At 66.3% G+C, this 15228-nt stretch carries 14 protein-coding genes; 8 read left to right on the top strand and 6 right to left on the bottom strand.

Annotation, left to right across the window (positions count from 1 at the left end; genetic code table 11):
- The first annotated feature begins 99 nt into the window (after positions 1 to 99).
- The 6 genes from BTJ49_RS13555 to BTJ49_RS13530 all read left to right on the top strand — a co-directional run bounded on the left by BTJ49_RS13555 (position 100) and on the right by BTJ49_RS13530 (position 8306).
- Positions 100 to 1452 (top strand): TolC family protein, encoded by a 1353-nt coding sequence (locus tag BTJ49_RS13555; RefSeq protein WP_240601836.1) that lies wholly within the window; start codon positions 100 to 102, stop codon positions 1450 to 1452.
- Positions 1449 to 2498, top strand: coding sequence for an efflux RND transporter periplasmic adaptor subunit (locus tag BTJ49_RS13550; protein ID WP_113065943.1), 1050 nt, complete (start codon positions 1449 to 1451; stop codon positions 2496 to 2498). Before BTJ49_RS13555 ends, BTJ49_RS13550 begins: the two co-directional genes overlap by 4 nt.
- Positions 2495 to 5536, top strand: coding sequence for an efflux RND transporter permease subunit (locus BTJ49_RS13545; protein ID WP_113065942.1), 3042 nt, complete (start codon positions 2495 to 2497; stop codon positions 5534 to 5536). Before BTJ49_RS13550 ends, BTJ49_RS13545 begins: the two co-directional genes overlap by 4 nt.
- An 85-nt stretch (positions 5537 to 5621) precedes the next feature.
- Positions 5622 to 6800: a glycosyltransferase family 9 protein gene (locus BTJ49_RS13540; protein ID WP_113065941.1), complete on the top strand. Its 1179-nt coding sequence runs from the start codon at positions 5622 to 5624 to the stop codon at positions 6798 to 6800.
- Positions 6797 to 7573: an isoprenylcysteine carboxylmethyltransferase family protein gene (locus BTJ49_RS13535; protein ID WP_168184752.1), complete on the top strand. Its 777-nt coding sequence runs from the start codon at positions 6797 to 6799 to the stop codon at positions 7571 to 7573. Before BTJ49_RS13540 ends, BTJ49_RS13535 begins: the two co-directional genes overlap by 4 nt.
- 136 nt (positions 7574 to 7709) lie before the next feature.
- The gene (locus BTJ49_RS13530) at positions 7710 to 8306 is read left to right on the top strand and encodes a phosphatase PAP2 family protein (protein WP_113065978.1); all 597 of its coding nucleotides are present in this window, start codon (positions 7710 to 7712) and stop codon (positions 8304 to 8306) included.
- 3 nt (positions 8307 to 8309) lie between these two features.
- Here BTJ49_RS13530 and BTJ49_RS13525 read toward each other — a convergent pair whose 3' ends face one another.
- The 6 genes from BTJ49_RS13525 to BTJ49_RS13500 all read right to left on the bottom strand — a co-directional run bounded on the left by BTJ49_RS13525 (position 8310) and on the right by BTJ49_RS13500 (position 13887).
- Positions 8310 to 9704 carry an ATP-binding protein gene (locus BTJ49_RS13525; protein ID WP_113065939.1) on the bottom strand — a complete coding sequence of 465 codons (1395 nt, stop codon included), beginning with the start codon at positions 9702 to 9704 and terminating at the stop codon, positions 8310 to 8312.
- Positions 9704 to 10372: a response regulator transcription factor gene (locus BTJ49_RS13520; RefSeq protein ID WP_113065938.1), complete on the bottom strand. Its 669-nt coding sequence runs from the start codon at positions 10370 to 10372 to the stop codon at positions 9704 to 9706. The genes BTJ49_RS13525 and BTJ49_RS13520 overlap by 1 nt, the downstream gene beginning before the upstream one ends.
- 127 nt (positions 10373 to 10499) lie before the next feature.
- On the bottom strand, positions 10500 to 11387 hold the full coding sequence (gene htpX, locus BTJ49_RS13515; protein ID WP_113065937.1) for a protease HtpX: 888 nt from the start codon (positions 11385 to 11387) through the stop codon (positions 10500 to 10502).
- Between the two features lie 102 nt (positions 11388 to 11489).
- Entirely contained in the window at positions 11490 to 11801 is a 312-nt protein-coding gene (locus tag BTJ49_RS13510) for a DUF6587 family protein (protein WP_113065936.1), read from the bottom strand.
- A complete protein-coding gene (locus tag BTJ49_RS13505) occupies positions 11798 to 13645 on the bottom strand; it encodes a ferrous iron transporter B (RefSeq protein ID WP_113065935.1) in 1848 nt (615 codons plus the stop codon). Before BTJ49_RS13505 ends, BTJ49_RS13510 begins: the two co-directional genes overlap by 4 nt.
- Complete coding sequence (locus BTJ49_RS13500) at positions 13642 to 13887, bottom strand: FeoA family protein (RefSeq protein ID WP_113065977.1); 246 nt, start codon at positions 13885 to 13887, stop codon at positions 13642 to 13644. The genes BTJ49_RS13505 and BTJ49_RS13500 overlap by 4 nt, the downstream gene beginning before the upstream one ends.
- 149 nt (positions 13888 to 14036) lie before the next feature.
- On the opposite strand from BTJ49_RS13500, the gene BTJ49_RS13495 reads away from it, so the two are divergent.
- On the top strand, positions 14037 to 14840 hold the full coding sequence (locus BTJ49_RS13495; RefSeq protein ID WP_113065934.1) for an enoyl-CoA hydratase-related protein: 804 nt from the start codon (positions 14037 to 14039) through the stop codon (positions 14838 to 14840).
- Positions 14837 to 15223, top strand: a complete 387-nt coding sequence (locus tag BTJ49_RS13490) for a VOC family protein (protein WP_113065933.1) — start codon at positions 14837 to 14839, stop codon at positions 15221 to 15223. The genes BTJ49_RS13495 and BTJ49_RS13490 overlap by 4 nt, the downstream gene beginning before the upstream one ends.
- The last annotated feature ends 5 nt before the right edge of the window (positions 15224 to 15228 follow it).

Raw genomic sequence — 15228 nt, 5'->3', positions numbered from 1 at the left:
TAGCGTGTAGGCATGCCCTGGTTATCCCCCCGCCGCGTACCGGCCGTCCTCGTCCGGTACAAAGCGCGTCGAGTTGCGCATCTGCTCAGTGGATGCGTCTTGACGGCGCTCGCCGGTTGCGCGATCTACCGCCCGCAACCGCTTCATCCCCGTCCCGCGGCGCAGAATGCCTCCGCACTCGAGGTACCCGCTGCACGCATGCCGATGCCGGCACTGCGCTCGCACCGTTTCGACCCCTCGAACGGACTGGATGTCACCGAAACGGCCATGCTGGCCGTGGTCAACAATCCGCGGCTAAGGACCCTGCGCGATCGGCTCGACATCGGTCGTGCCCAGGCCTTCGAAGCCGGCCTGCTGCCCGATCCGCAGCTTGCCGCCAGCCGAGACATGCTGGGCAACCCCAATGCGGACGTGAGCAGCGCCTACAGCCTGGGTCTGAGCTACGACCTCGGACCGCTGCTGACGCGTTCGGCTCGGGTCGCCAGCGCCCGTGCGAGCCAGCGTCAGATTCGTCTGCGATTGCTCTGGGCGGAATGGCAGACCATCGCCCACGCCCGTCTGTTGTTCGATCAGGTACATGCCCTGCGTGCACAGCAGCACCGATTGCAGCGTGAGCTCACCGCGCTGCGCGGCCTCGACGCAAGCATCCAGAAGGCGCTGCGCTCGGGCGACCTCGACTACGCCGGCGCCAGCGCCGGACTGGACGCCACGGCCCAGGTGCGCAACCAGCTCGCCGACACGTCAAGGCAGCTCGACCAGGCCGAATCCGACCTGCGCGGATTGCTCGGCCTCGCGCCAGACGCCCCGCTGCGCCTGACCGGTCCGGACTGGCAGCCACGCCCCTCGGCCGCGCAGGTCGCGCACGCCGAGAAAGACCTGGCCCGACGCCGCCCGGACCTGCTGGCGCTGAAAGCCGGCTACGCGGCGCAGGAAGCCAGGGTACGCGCGGCGATTCTCGGACAGTTCCCCGACATCCAGGTGGGCTTCAACCGTGCGCGCGACACCAGCAACGTGCACACCCATGGCTTCAGCATCGGCCTGACGCTGCCCCTGTTCGACGGCAACCGCGGACGCATTGCCGTGACGCGCGCCACTCGTCAGGCACTGGCCGATGCGTACCGGGCGCGCCTGCTGGCCACACGCAACGACGTGCACCGATTGGTCGCCGCTCTGCACACGCTGCGCGGACAGATCGACGCTGCCGCGGAGCATGCACACCGCATGGATCGCGCTGAACGATCCGCCACGGAAAACTGGCGCAGCGGCGCACTGGACTGGCCGACCTGGCTCGCCATCCGTGCCAGCGCCCTGCAGGCCGATCTGCAGATGAACCGCCTGCGTCGACAGCGCGCCAAGGCATCGATCGCGCTGGAGACTCTGCTCGGCGGCGACTGGACCGATGCGACGACGCCGGATACCCCCTCCCCGAAAACCGGGAACCGCTCATCATGAACGTGTCTCTCTCACGCCTCGCGCCGAGCTTGTTGCTGGTGCTTCTGGCCGGCTGCAGCCATGCACCCGATAACTCGGCGCATGCCTCCAGCGTCGCCATCACCACCGTGCAGCCGGTCCAGCGTACATTCCATGACGACCTCGCCGGATGGGGCACGGCCATTGCCGACAGCAGCCAACTGCAGCGTCTGAGTCTGGGACACGGCGGTCAGGTGACAGCGCTGCCGGTATCGGCTGGTCAGCCCGTGCACAAGGGGCAGGTGTTGCTGCGTATGGCAACCGATCCCTCCGCGCGTGCGGACTGGCACAAGGCCCTGTCCGCTCTGAAACTGGCGAAGACAAACCTGCAACGCACCCGACGCCTGGCCGGACAGCACCTGGCCACTCGCGAACAGCTGGCCGCCGCGCAGAACGCCCTGACCGATGCCCAGGCCGCACTCCAGGCCCAGCGCGCGTTGGGCAACGATCGCCGCACCTACGATTTGCGTGCGCCCGCCGATGGCGTGATCACGACCCTGCACGCAGAGCGTGGCGATCGCGTAGCCGCCAACGCGCCGCTGATGGACTTTTCCCCCTCGTGCGGACTGGAGGCACGGCTCGGCGTGCAGCCGGACCATGTCGATGCCGTGCAGGCCGGCATGCCGGTGAAACTGACGAAGGTCTACGATGCTTCCGTGCACACCATGGGTACCGTCGACATGGTCGGTCACGCCATCGATCCCGCGTCCGGACTGGTGCCGGTCCGCGTGACCATCCCCGCCGCGATGGCCGCGAAACTGGTCGCGGGCAGCCCGGTGTCCGGGCGAATCCAGACCCGGCACTATCCCGCCTGGGCCGTGCCGCGCGCGGCCGTGCTGCATCACGGCCACGACAGCTACCTGTTCCAGGACCTCAAGGGACACGCCCGGCGCGTGAACGTGACGGTGGTGCAGCCCCACGGCGACACCATCGGCGTGCACGGAAAGCTGCAACCCGACCTGCCGGTCATCGTCATGGGCGCCTATGAGCTTTCCGACGGCGACGCGGTGCGCAAGGCCAAACCATGAAAGTGACGATGTGGATGCGCCGACATCAGCGCGCGCTGATGTTCATGGCGCTGATGCTGACGCTGGGCGGACTGATGGCGGCCTTCCGCATGCCGGTCTCGCTGTTCCCCGACGTCTCGTTCCCGCGCGTGCGCATTACCCTGGACGCTGGTGACCGCCCCGCCACGCAGATGGCGGTGCAGGTGACGACACCCATCGAGAATGCCGTACGCAACGTGCGTGGCGTGCGCGACGTGCGCTCGACCACCAGCCGCGGCAGCGCCGAGATCCAGGTGCGCTTCGACTGGGGCGCGGACATGGGCCGCGCGCTGCTGAACGTCAATGCCGCCGTCTCGCAGACGCTGCCCGACCTGCCCTCGGCCACGCGCGTCTCGACCGAACGCATGGACCCGGTGACGTATCCGATCCTGGCCTACAGCCTGCGCTCGGACACGCTTTCGCCGAGCCAGTTGCACGACCTGGCTGCCTATCAGCTGCGACCGCTGCTGTCAGGCATTCCGGGCGTGGCCCAGGTCGGTGTCCAGGGCGGCACCATCGGGGAATACCATGTCGACGTCGACCTGAAGCGGCTACGCGCCCACGGCCTGACGCTATCCGACCTGGACCGGGCGGTGTCCCAGGCCGCCACCATCCGCGCCATGGGCCGCATTCAGGATCACTACAAGCTGTTCCTGCTGCTGGCCGACAACCAGCCCGGGAGCCTGAGCAAGCTGCGCGGCATCGTGGTCAAGCACGGTGACGACGGCCTGGTGCATCTGGGCGATGTCGCCTCGATCCGGCTCGGCCACGTGCCGCAGTGGATACGCGTCAACGCTGACGGACACGATGCGGTGCTGCTGCAGGTCTATCAGCAACCCTCGGGCAACAGCGTCCAGATCGCGCGCGCGGTGAAGAAGCGCCTGGCCGGCTATGCCCTGCCCCCGCATGTGAAGATCGCCAACTGGTACGACCAGACGCAGCTGGTCAAGGGCGCCGCGGCCAGCGTGCGCGACGCCATCGGCATCGGCATCGTCCTCGCCGGACTGGTGCTGCTGGCCTTCCTGCGCAATGCGCGCGTGATCCTGATCGCCATGATCGTGGTGCCCGCAGTGCTGGCCGTGACGGCATTGCTGCTGTCGGTGCTGCACATGAGCTTCAACATGATGACGCTGGGCGGCATGGCCGCCGCCGTCGGCCTGATCGTGGACGACGTCATGGTGATGCTGGAGCACATCATGCGTCGGCTGCGCGACGGCACGGGCCATGTCCACGAACGCATCGCCGGCGCGGCCTGGGAGTTCACCCGGCCGCTGACCGGGTCGAGCGCCGCCACGGTGATCATCTTCCTGCCGCTGACGTTCCTCTCCGGCGTGACCGGCGCCTTCTTCAAGGCGCTGTCGCTGACCATGGCCAGCGCCCTGGTGATCTCCTGGGTACTGAACTGGGTCGCGGTGCCGCTGCTGGCCGGCTGGCTGATCGACGAGCGGCACGCCCACGAACCCGAACCCAACCGCCTCACCCGCCGCCTGCAGTCCGGCTATGCAAGACTGCTCGACCGACTGGTCCGCCGTCCGGCACTGATCCTGATCGCCGTACTGCCGCTGCTGGCGCTGGGTGGCCTGGCCTACACCCGGGTCAGTACCGGATTCATGCCGCAGATGGACGAAGGCGGCTTCATCCTCGACTACATGTCTCCACCCGGCACGTCGCTGACCGAGACCAACCGCCTGCTCGACCAGGTGGAGCAGATCATCCGTGCCAATCCCTACGTGTCGACCTATTCCCGGCGCACCGGACTGCAGCTCGGTGGCGGTCTGACCGAGGCCAACACCGGCGACTTCTTCGTCCGCCTCAAGGACGGCAACCGGCCCTCGGCCGAGGCGGTGATGGAGCAGATCCGAACCCGTATCGAACACAAGGTTCCCGGGCTCGACATTGAACTTTCGCAGCTGATGGAAGACCTCATCGGCGACCTCACCGAGGTCCCCCAACCCATTGAAATCAAGCTGTTCGGGGACCGTCCACAGGAGCTTTCGAGCACGGCCCGGCGCGTCGCCAAGGCCCTCGGCAGCGTGCCGGGCGTGGTCGACGTGCGCAACGGCATCAATCCCGCCGGCGACGCGCTGGACGTGCACGTGGACGCCGACCGCGCCGCGCTGCTCGGCCTGACACCGGACCAGGTCACCGCCCAGGTCCATCGCGCCATCGCCGGCACGGTGGCGGCGGAACTGCCGCGAGGACCGAAGATGGTCGGCGTGCGCGTGTGGCTGCCGCGCCGCGATCATCACCGCGTCGAGCAGCTGCAGGACCTGCCGATCCGCGGCGCGCACGGACACGTGCGTCCGCTTTCCGAGCTGGCGCATATCCGCGTGGTGACCGGCCAACCGGAGATCGAGCGCGACAACCTCAAGCGCATGGTCGCGGTCACCGCGCGCATCAGCGGACGCGGGCTGGGCTCGACCATCGCCGACGTCAAACACGTACTGGCGCGTCCGGGCATGGTGACGAACGGCATGTACTACCAACTCGGCGGACTCTACGCGCAGCAGCAGAAGGCCTTCCACGACCTCTCGCTGGTACTGATCGCGGCCATCGCCCTGGTGTTTACCCTGCTGCTGTTCCTGTACGAGAGCTTCCGCGTGGCGCTGTCGATCCTCGCCATGCCGCTACTGGCGCTGTCGATGGTGTTCATCGGCCTGTGGGTGACCGGCATCCAGCTCAACATCAGCGCCATCATGGGCATGACCATGATCGTCGGCATCGTCACGGAACTGGCCATCTTCTACTTCTCGGAATACGAGGACGCCCGCTGCGAAATGGACACGAATGCGGCGCGCCAGTACGCCGGCCGCCATCGCATGCGACCGATCCTGATGTCCACCATCGCCGCCATCCTGACCCTGGCGCCACTGGCCCTGGCGCTGGGACGCGGCGCGCAGATGCAGCAGCCGCTGGCCGTCGCCATCATCGCCGGCATGCTGGTGCAGGTGCCGCTGGTGCTTCTGGTCATGCCGGCCCTGCACGCATGGCTCACGCGTCGCCAGGAGGCGCGACGATAAAACGATAACGCAATGCATACATCCGCTAAGGCGGCTCTAAGGGTGCCCGCCTAGCCTTGCGCAAACTCGTCGCCTTACGTGACTCATGCGCGAATACGTACTGCATCCGATGCTGCCGGCCAACCAGGGCAGCGCGTTTATCGGTCGCGCGGAAAAGGAACGCCGCAAGATCCTCGCCCATCTGCTTGGCCGCCGCCTGCGCGCCATCGATGCCCAGCTGTGCGCACCGGGAGGACTCCCCGAGCACGGCATCCACCGGATTCTGGTGTGTCGCCCCAATCACCGGCTCGGCAACACGGTGCTGATCAGCCCGCTGCTGCGCGAACTGGAGACAATGTATCCCGGCGCCGAGATCGACATTCTCAGCGCCGGATGCGCGGCCGAGACCCTGTTCCGCACCCGCTTCCAGGTGCGGCGCATCATCAGCCTCCCGCGCCGGATTCCGCGCCGCCCGCTGCATTCGATCCGCCTGGTGCGAAGCGTGGTTCGCGAACGCTACGACCTGGCCATCGATGCCTGCCTGCAGTCGAACATGGGGCGCTTGCTGCTGGGCGCCTGCACGGCGCGTTTCAAGATCGGATTCCCCTACGCCGCCGAGAACGGTTCGCCGCTCGCGGCGTATCACCAGTCCTGCCCCACGCATTTCGCGCTGCGCAACGTGCACCTGCTGCGCGTGGCGCGAGGCATGACTCGCGCGCAATCCTGGCCATCCTTGAACGTCGGACTGGAACCGATGGAGCGCAACCGTGGCAAGGTCGTGCTCAATGCCATTCTCGAGCAACCCGCGGACAGCACCGACACGCGTCCCGTGCTCGGCATTTTTGCCAATGCCACCGGCGACAAGCGCTACCCGGAAACATGGTGGCAAGAGTTCATGGCCGTCCTGCGCCAACGGCACCCGGATGTCCGCATCGTGGACATCCTGGCCGAACATGGCCTGTCGCAGCTGCCGGGCACGCCGCATCCGTTCTACTCGCGCAACCTCCGGAAACTGGCCGCCGTGCTCGCCAACCTGGACGGTTTCATCAGCGCGGACTGCGGCGTGATGCATCTCGCCAGTGCGGTCGGTGCGCCGACCCTGGGACTGTTCTCGCGCGACAACAGCGACAAATACGCACCCTACGGCGGCACCAATCACGCCATCGACACACAGACATGCTCATCCGGAGCCCAAGTGGCCGAGCAGGCATCGCGCTGGGTCGACCGTCTGCGTCGCGCGCATCGCGCGGAGCGTCCTACCCGACTCCTGGAGTCCACCGCATGAATGCACCGCAAGACCGCCCCGAAACTCGACTGGAAAGGCAGGGTACCTGGCTTTTCCATCGCCGCAGTTTGGTCGGCGTCGTGCTGCTTCCCGCCCTCGTGCTGGCCATCTGGAGGCCGGGCTGGCCAGCCGATGCGCTCGCGCATCGCACGCTTGATGCGCTCACGCTGACCGGCTTCTGCATCGCACTCAGCGGATTGCTCCTGCGTGCACTCACGGTATCGATGGTGCCCGCCGATACCTCGCGCCGGAGCACGCGCCAGCAGTCCGCGGACAAACTCAATACGCGTGGCATGTATTCCGTGGTGCGTCATCCGCTGTACGTGGCCAACGCATGGACCATGACCGGTTTCGCCCTGGCCACCGGATCACTGTGGTTCATGCTGCTGTTCCAGTTCGCACACGCGCTGTACATCCGGCGCATCCTGGCGTGCGAGGATCGCTTCCTGTCACAGACCCACGGCGAGGCCTGGCGCGCCTGGGCCGACCGTACCCCGGCCTTCCTGCCGAATCCGCTGCGCTGGAGACCGAACGAACTCCGGCCCAGTATGCGCACCGTCATGCGGCGCGAATACAACAGTGTATTCATCGTCGGCCTGGCCTTCTTCGTGCTGCAACTCTCGCGCGGCCTGCTCATCGACAAGCTGTCGGCACTCGACTGGGCCCATCACAACACGTTCTGGATCACGGCCTTCGCCATAGCGGCCGCCATCCAGGTCACCCTGCGCACGCTGAAACGGCGCACTCGACTGCTGCACGTCCCGGGACGCTGATCGTCACCGGGATGATCCAGATGCCGAAGCATCCGAGTATGCTTTTACCCGAGTCTGCATGCACGTGACGCGTACAATCGCATACGGAGAACGTTTCATGGCCCGTCGCATATTCATCGTCTCCGCCATCGTGGTAATGGCATGCCTGCTCCCGCTGTCCAACGCATACGCCGGAGGCGGCCCGCTGGGCATCGACCACAAGCTGCATTACGACAACAGCGGCATCTGGAAGCGAAGCAACCAGAAGAATCTGCAGTACGCCATGATCGTCACCGTGATCGGCGGCTCGTTCGCACTCGGCGACCAGAGCCGGCTCGGCGACACCTTCTGGCGCTCGCTGGACGCGATGTCGTTCTCGGCGCTGGGTTCGGCCGGACTCAAGCTGACCTTCCAGCGCAAGCGTCCGTCACAGACCAACAACCCCAACGAGTTCTTCAAGGGCAGCGGATACCAGAGTTTCCCCAGCGGCGAAGTCGCGGCCCTGAGCGGCGCGGTGACACCCTTCATCGTGCGCTACGGAAGCGATCATCCGGCCGTCTACGCGCTAGCCCTGCTACCGGCCTATGACGCCGTTGCGCGGATGAAGACCCACGGCCACTGGCAGACCGATGTACTGGCCGGTGCGGCGCTGGGCGTCGGCGTCGGCATCTGGGCTTCGCATCGCAAGAGTCCGCTGATTCTGGGATGGCTGCCCGGCGGGTTCAGCGTCGGATTCGTGCACCACTTCAAGTAAGGCTCAAGAGGTCCAACGCAGCATCGCATGCAGGCGCTGGCTTCCATCCAGCGTGAACGTCAGCTGCAGGTTCAGCGCCCGCGCCGCGGCCACGGACAGGTTCAGACCAAGGCCGGCATGGCCTTCGTTGTCCGCCGAATGCTTGCGCCAGTGCCGGCGCCCCAGGTGTGCGACTTCATCGGCATCCAGTTCCGGTGCCGCATTGATGACCTGCATGCAGCAGTTCCCCCAGGCAATCTCGATACATGCCCCTTCTGGCGCATAGACGGCCGCGTTGCGCAGAAGATTCACGACGATGATGCGCAACAGCGAAGCGTCGCTGTCCAGGAACACCCCGCTTGCATGGGCCTGCACGTCGACACGAACGTTGCGCTGCTGCAACACATCCTGCAACGACTTCAGTTGCTCGACGATCAGCGCGCTCAAGTCGACGCGCTCGCATTCGAGTTTTTCGATGCCGGCTTCGAGCCGCGTCAGCAGCAACAAGCTCGAAACCGTATTTTCGAGTTCGCCTCCGATCGTACTCGCGTCGGCCAGCACTTCGGAAAGCGAACGCCCACTGGGATAGCTGCGTTCGACGTCTACCAGCGTGCGCAGTTCCGCCAGCCGGGTCCGCGTCTCGTGCGCGAGCGCGCTGGCGAAGCGCCGCTCGCGCTGCATGCCCTCGTCCATCCGCGCCAGCACTTCATTGAATCGCTGCGTCAATGGCGCCAGTTCACGCGTCCGACTCTGCGGCAGGCGCTCACGGGGGGCTTGTGGGCCGACGTCGCGCATGTATTCGGCCAGTGTCGAGAGCGGTTGCAACCCCTTGCGCACGAGCAGTGGCGAGATCAGCAGCGCCACGATCAAGGCCAGCATCGGCGTGATAAGCAGAATCCCGTCGATGGCAAACAGAATGTTGTCGAGTTGCGTACGCGGCAGCATGAGCAGCATGCGGCACTCGGGCACTGGGGCACGCTGCGCGCCCGTGGCCCGTCGTGCGGCTGCGGGACGGAACGCGAACCACACCGCACGTTGCTGCGCGCTCCCGCTATCGATATCCGCGAACGCCGGGGCGGAGTCCGCGCCCTCCTGCCAACCCCGTGGAACGTAGATGGGGGCCGGATCGCTGCTCAGCTCCTGCCCATCATCGCACTGGATCTGGTACAGGGCGCGCGTGTCACCGAGAAGAAGGTGCGACGGCATGCGTTGCAGCTCGTCCATGTCCAGACCGTCCGGTCCGAGCTCGACCAATGCTGAGGTCGCGCGCGCCTGTGCCAGCAGACTGGCATCGAAACGCTGTTCCATCTCGGCATCGACGAGATGGTCCATGGTCAGGGCCGCGAGACCGAGCAGAATAACGATGCTCACGCCGATCATCAGCGCAATGCGCGAGGCCATCGAGTCCAGACGGGACATCACTGGATCAGATACCCGGCGCCGCGGCGGGTCTCGATCAAGCCCTTGGGCGCAACCTGGTCGAGCTTGCGCCGCAATCCGAAGACCAGCACCTCGATGCTGCGATCCGAAGCGGTCGAATCGCTTCCCGCCACCCGCTCCAGAATCTCGCCACGGCTGAACACCCTGCCCCGGTTACGCGCGAGCAAGGAAAGCAGGGCGAACTCGCGTGGCGTCAGCGGCAACTCGTGCTCGTCCTCGGTCGCCACGCGGTGCGCACGCAGATCGATGCGCAACGGTCCGACTTCCAGCACCGGCGCATGGGCCAGGCTCGGGCGGCGCGCCAGCGCATGCAGCCGCGCCAGCAGTTCGTCGAAGGCGAACGGCTTGATCAGGTAATCGTCGGCACCGGAGTCGAGCGCGGCGACACGATCGGTCACTTGGTCGCGCGCCGACAGCACCAGCACCTTCGGACGATGCGGCAGCGAGGGCAGCGCGCGCAGCACTGCCATGCCGTCCATGCGCGGCATCATCAGGTCCAGCACCAGCAACTCGTACTCGTAGGTGCGCAGGAACGTGAGCCCCTCCGCACCGTCCATCGCGACATCGACCGTGAAACCCTCGGCCTGCAATCCGCGCTGCACGGTTTCACGCAAACGCCTGGAATCCTCGACCAGAAGCAATTTCATGAAGAAGCTCGACCTGCATGTGGATGCGCGCCATCCTGCCACGAGTGCACAGCACATCCCAGCGATGAACGTGCGCATTGAAGAATGAAACGCCGCCGCCCCGCGCGACGGCGCAGGATATCCGCGCTCATCCTGCGCGGCGCAAGGCCTCTATGCGCTCGGCCAGCGGCGGGTGGCTCATGAACAGGCGCTTGAAGCCACCGGCCAGGTGGCCGGAGATGCCGAAGGCCTGCATGTTCTTCGGCAGCGTCGATTCGCCGTAGCTGGCGCCCAGGCGCTCCAGCGCGGAAATCATGCGCCCGCGTCCGGCCAGTCGTGCACCGGCCGCATCGGCGCGGAACTCGCGATAGCGCGAGAACGCCATCACGATCATCGATGCGAACAGGCCGAAGATGATCTCCAGCACGATCACAATGACGAAGTAGCCGATGCCGCCGCCCCGATCGTCGCGACCGCCGCTGAGCCAGCTGTCGACCATGCGACCGACAATGCGCGCGAGGAAGATCACGAAAGTGTTGAGCACGCCCTGAATCAACGCCAGCGTCACCATGTCGCCATTGGCGACGTGGCCGATCTCGTGGCCGAGCACGGCCGACACTTGGTCGCGGTCCATGCCGTGCAGCAGCCCCGTGCTGACCGCCACCAACGCATGATTGCGGCTGGCGCCGGTAGCGAACGCGTTCATTTCCGGCGCCTCGTAGATCGCCACGTCGGGCATGCCGATGCCGGCCGCCTGTGCATGCTGGCGCACTGTGTTCAGCAGCCACTGCTCGGCTTCGCTGGACGGCTGCTCGATCACCCGCGCGCCGGTGGACATCTTCGCCATCCACTTGGAAATCGCCAGCGAGATCAGCGAACCTCCCATGCCGATCACGGCTGCGAAGATCAGCAGTGGCCCCATGCCGCCGTAGCCGCGCGAAGCCGCCCACACATCGACGCCAAACAGATGGGCGACGATGCTCAGCAGCACCAGGACGGCCAGGTTCGTACCCAGGAACAGAAGGATGCGACGCATGATTCGATCTCGTGTCGAAGGAAATTCGGCAGGTCGAATATTTAGTCTGCGCCGGGGCCTTTCAAGTTCCGCGAACGCGTGCGGAAACGTGCTGCGGCGGGCTCAGGAGCGCCGGCGATGCGGACGGATATGCAGCGGCATCGGTGCGCTCGATTCGATCTGCGGCGCCGGCGCACATCCACCGCACGTGCCGCAACCATCACCGCTGCCGCACCCGCCGCTTCGAGCCTCGGCCGGCTGCAGCCAGCGACCGACGCGGCGCGTCAGACGGCTGCGGGAAGCATGATCGAGCGCGGCGGAAGCGCGGCCCAGCAGGCGCCGTGTGACTTCGGGCGCCAGCTTGCGCGCGGCGAAGATCGCGCTGTACAGAAGCAGCGCGCCCAGAATCAGGAATTGCACGATGGCGAAGCTCATGTGAACAACCTCGCGATCTGATAGGTGATCAACGACGCCACGTAGGCCAGACCGAACAGATACCCCGCGGCCAGCGCCACGTTGCGCCACGAATTGGTTTCCCGTCGGATCACCGCCAGGGTCGACATGCACTGCGGCGCGAACACGTACCAGGCCAGCAGCGACAGCGCCGTAGCCAGCGACCACTGGTGCGCGATCAGCACGCCCAGATGCGAGGCCACCGCGTCGTCGGTGCCGGACATGGCGTACACCGTGCCCAGCGCGGACACCGCTACCTCGCGCGCGGCGAGTCCGGGGATCAGCGCAATGCAGATCTGCCAGTTGAAGCCAATCGGCGCGAACACGTGATGAAGCGCGTGACCGAGGCGTCCGGCCAGGCTGTAGTCGATGGCCGGTCCGGTCGCGCCAGGCGGCGGCGCCGGAAAGCTGGACAGGAACCACAGCAGCACGGTCAGCGACAGGATGATGCCACCGACACGGCGCAGGAAGATCTTCACGCGCTGCCACAGCCCGAAGGCGACGTCGCGCACGTGCGGGAAACGGTACGCGGGCAGCTCCATCAACAGCGCGTGCTCGCTCTTGTCGCGGCGCAGATGCTTCATCACGTAGGCCACGGCCAGTGCGCTCAGGATGCCGGCGAAATACAGCGCGAATAGCACCAGCCCCTGCAGATTGAACACGCCCAACACGCTGTGCTTGGGAATGAACGCGGCAATCAGCAGCGTGTAGACCGGCAGACGCGCCGAGCAGGTCATCAACGGCGCGACCAGGATCGTCGTCAAGCGATCACGCGGATCGGAGATCGAGCGCGTCGCCATGATGCCGGGGATGGCGCAGGCGAAACTCGACAGCAGCGGAATGAACGCACGGCCGGTCAGCCCGGCCTTGAACATCAGCCGGTCGAGCAAAAATGCCGCGCGCGGCAGATAGCCCGATTCCTCCAGCACCAAAATGAACAGGAACAGGATCAGGATCTGCGGCAGGAACACCAGCACCGTGCCCAGGCCGCCGAAGATGCCGTCCTGCACCAGACTGTGCAGTGCACTGTGCGCCGGCAGCAGCCCGCTCACCCACGCGCCCAACCCGGACACGCCGGCATCGATGCCGTTCATCAATGGCTCGGCCCAGGAGAACACCGCCTGGAAGATGAAGAACATCAGCACGCCGAGAATCGCCAGCCCGAACAGGGGATGCAGCACCCAGCGGTCGATGGCATCGTCGATGCGCGAGGCCATCGGCGGAACCTGCACCGCAGCGGCGATCAGCTCGCGTACCTGCTGATGAAGATCACGGTCGTCATCGACCGCGCCCTCACGTGCGGCCGACTCCGGCTCGCGCGTCTCGATATGCTCGATCAGCGCCTTCGCGCCATGACGATGCACGGCCACGGTCTCGACCACGGGCACGCCGAGCCGGCGCTCCAGCTCTTCCGTGTCAATGTGGATGCCGCGACGACGCGCCGCGTCCATCATGTTCAGGGCCAGTACCACTGGACGCCCCAGGCGCAGCACTTCCAGCACGAAACGCAAATGCAGACGCAGATTGGTAGCGTCGGCCACGCACACGATCAGATCGGGCGCTTCCTCGTCAGGATGCGCGCCGCTGCAGATGTCGCGCGTGATCGCCTCGTCGGGGCTGGCGGCATCGAAGCTGTAGGCGCCGGGCAGATCCAGCAGCTGATAGTTGCGCCCGGATGGCGCCAGAATGCGGCCTTCCTTGCGTTCGACCGTGACACCGGCGTAGTTGGCGACCTTCTGCCGGCTGCCGGTGAGCAGATTGAACAGCGCCGTCTTGCCGCAATTCGGGTTGCCGACCAGGGCGATGCGCAGGCTGGCCGCGTTCATGCCGTCACCTCGTCCTTCACCCGCACCCGGGATGCCTCGTTGCGCCGCAGCGCAAAGCGCGTGTAGCCGACCTGCACCAGCATCGGGTCGCCGCCCAGCGGCGCACGCGCCACCACGCGCACCGACTCGCCCTCGACGAAACCCAGATCGCGCAATCGGCGCGCGATCAGGTCATCGGGATGAGCGTCTTCGACGGTGTGTACCACGGCCTGAGCACCTTTCGGCAGATCGGAGAGTTGCACGGACATCCAGCCAAAATAAGAATGGTTCGCATTATAACTCGTCTTTGTGCACTTCGCGAAGTGCGCGACAACACGTCACGGCCCTGCCTCGAACGTCGGAGGCCGCTATCATGGGCGCCTTGTACCCGTCAGGAAGGAGCCGCAGCGCCATGTACGAAACCCTCGTCACGGAGCGTCGCGACGACGTGGCCCGCATCACGCTCAATCGTCCCGAGCTGCACAACGCCTTCAATGCCACGCTGGTCGCCGAGCTGACCGACGCGCTGGAAGCCGCCGAACGCGACCCGGCTGCGCAGGCCGTGCTGCTCACCGGCGCCGGTCCCAGCTTCTGCGCCGGCGCGGACACCCGTTGGATGCGCGGCATGGCCGACGCCAGCGAGGCCGAGAACAAGGAAGACGCCCTGCGCCTGGCACAGCTTCTGCGCCAGCTCAATTTCCTGTCCAAGCCGACCATCGCCCGCGTCAACGGCGCGGCCTTCGGCGGCGGCATCGGCCTGATCGCCTGCTGCGACATCGCCATCGGCAGCGAGGACGCCAGCTTCGGTCTGTCCGAGGTCAAGCTCGGCCTGGTGCCAGCGACGATCTCGCCCTACGTCCTCGCCGCCATCGGCCTGCGCCATGCGCGCCGCCTGTTCGTGACCGGCGAGACCTTCGACGCGGCGCGCGCGACATCCATCGGCCTGCTGCACGAAAGCGTGCCGGCCGATGCGCTGGACGACGCCGTCGACAAGGTCCTCGAGGCGATGCGCCGCGGCGGTCCGCTGGCGCGCTGCGAGGCCAAGCGCCTGGCCCTGCGCACGGGCGGCATGGACGAACGCGAAGCGGCGCAACGGGATGCCGAGAACGCCGAGCTGATCGCCCGTCTGCGTGTCGGCGAGGAAGGCCAGGAAGGTCTCGGCGCCTTCCTGGAGAAACGCCGCGCCTCCTGGCGCGAGAGCAAGTCCCGAGCATGATCGATCATGTCGACTTCGCCGTGACGGATCTGCCGCGTAGCCGTGCGTTCTACATGAAGGTGCTGGCTCCCTTGGGCATGGCGCCAGTCGCGAGCGTGGATCGCAGCGACGGAGATGGTCATCGAGGCGTGGGTTTCGGCACTTTGGAGAAACCCGTGTTCTGGATCGGCTGCGGCGACCCTGTGCAAGGTCGGCTGCATGTCGCCTTCCGCGCCGAAAGCCGCGATGCCGTGAACGCGTTCCACCGTGCAGCGTTGACTGCGGGCGGCATCGATCACGGCGCACCCGGATTGCGTCCGCACTACCACGCGCACTATTACGCAGCCTATGTGCGCGACCCCGACGGGCACGTCATCGAGGCGGTCTGTCATCATTGGCATTGATCCGG

Source organism: Oleiagrimonas sp. MCCC 1A03011, assembly GCF_003267965.1.
Lineage (GTDB): Bacteria > Pseudomonadota > Gammaproteobacteria > Xanthomonadales > Rhodanobacteraceae > Oleiagrimonas > Oleiagrimonas citrea.
This window is presented reverse-complemented; position numbering and strand designations above follow the sequence as displayed.

What these genes read in the sequence shown, in the direction of transcription:
- BTJ49_RS13545 (WP_113065942.1), top strand. Translation starts at nt 2,495, where the DNA reads ATGAAAGTGACGATGTGGATGCGCCGACATCAGCGCGCGCTGATGTTC.
- htpX (WP_113065937.1), bottom strand. Translation starts at nt 11,387, where the DNA reads ATGCGTCGCATCCTTCTGTTCCTGGGTACGAACCTGGCCGTCCTGGTG.
- BTJ49_RS13505 (WP_113065935.1), bottom strand. Translation starts at nt 13,645, where the DNA reads ATGAACGCGGCCAGCCTGCGCATCGCCCTGGTCGGCAACCCGAATTGC.
- BTJ49_RS13535 (WP_168184752.1), top strand. Translation starts at nt 6,797, where the DNA reads ATGAATGCACCGCAAGACCGCCCCGAAACTCGACTGGAAAGGCAGGGT.
- BTJ49_RS13550 (WP_113065943.1), top strand. Translation starts at nt 1,449, where the DNA reads ATGAACGTGTCTCTCTCACGCCTCGCGCCGAGCTTGTTGCTGGTGCTT.
- BTJ49_RS13510 (WP_113065936.1), bottom strand. Translation starts at nt 11,801, where the DNA reads ATGAGCTTCGCCATCGTGCAATTCCTGATTCTGGGCGCGCTGCTTCTG.
- BTJ49_RS13520 (WP_113065938.1), bottom strand. Translation starts at nt 10,372, where the DNA reads ATGAAATTGCTTCTGGTCGAGGATTCCAGGCGTTTGCGTGAAACCGTG.
- BTJ49_RS13540 (WP_113065941.1), top strand. Translation starts at nt 5,622, where the DNA reads ATGCGCGAATACGTACTGCATCCGATGCTGCCGGCCAACCAGGGCAGC.
- BTJ49_RS13495 (WP_113065934.1), top strand. Translation starts at nt 14,037, where the DNA reads ATGTACGAAACCCTCGTCACGGAGCGTCGCGACGACGTGGCCCGCATC.
- BTJ49_RS13530 (WP_113065978.1), top strand. Translation starts at nt 7,710, where the DNA reads ATGGCATGCCTGCTCCCGCTGTCCAACGCATACGCCGGAGGCGGCCCG.
- BTJ49_RS13490 (WP_113065933.1), top strand. Translation starts at nt 14,837, where the DNA reads ATGATCGATCATGTCGACTTCGCCGTGACGGATCTGCCGCGTAGCCGT.
- BTJ49_RS13525 (WP_113065939.1), bottom strand. Translation starts at nt 9,704, where the DNA reads ATGTCCCGTCTGGACTCGATGGCCTCGCGCATTGCGCTGATGATCGGC.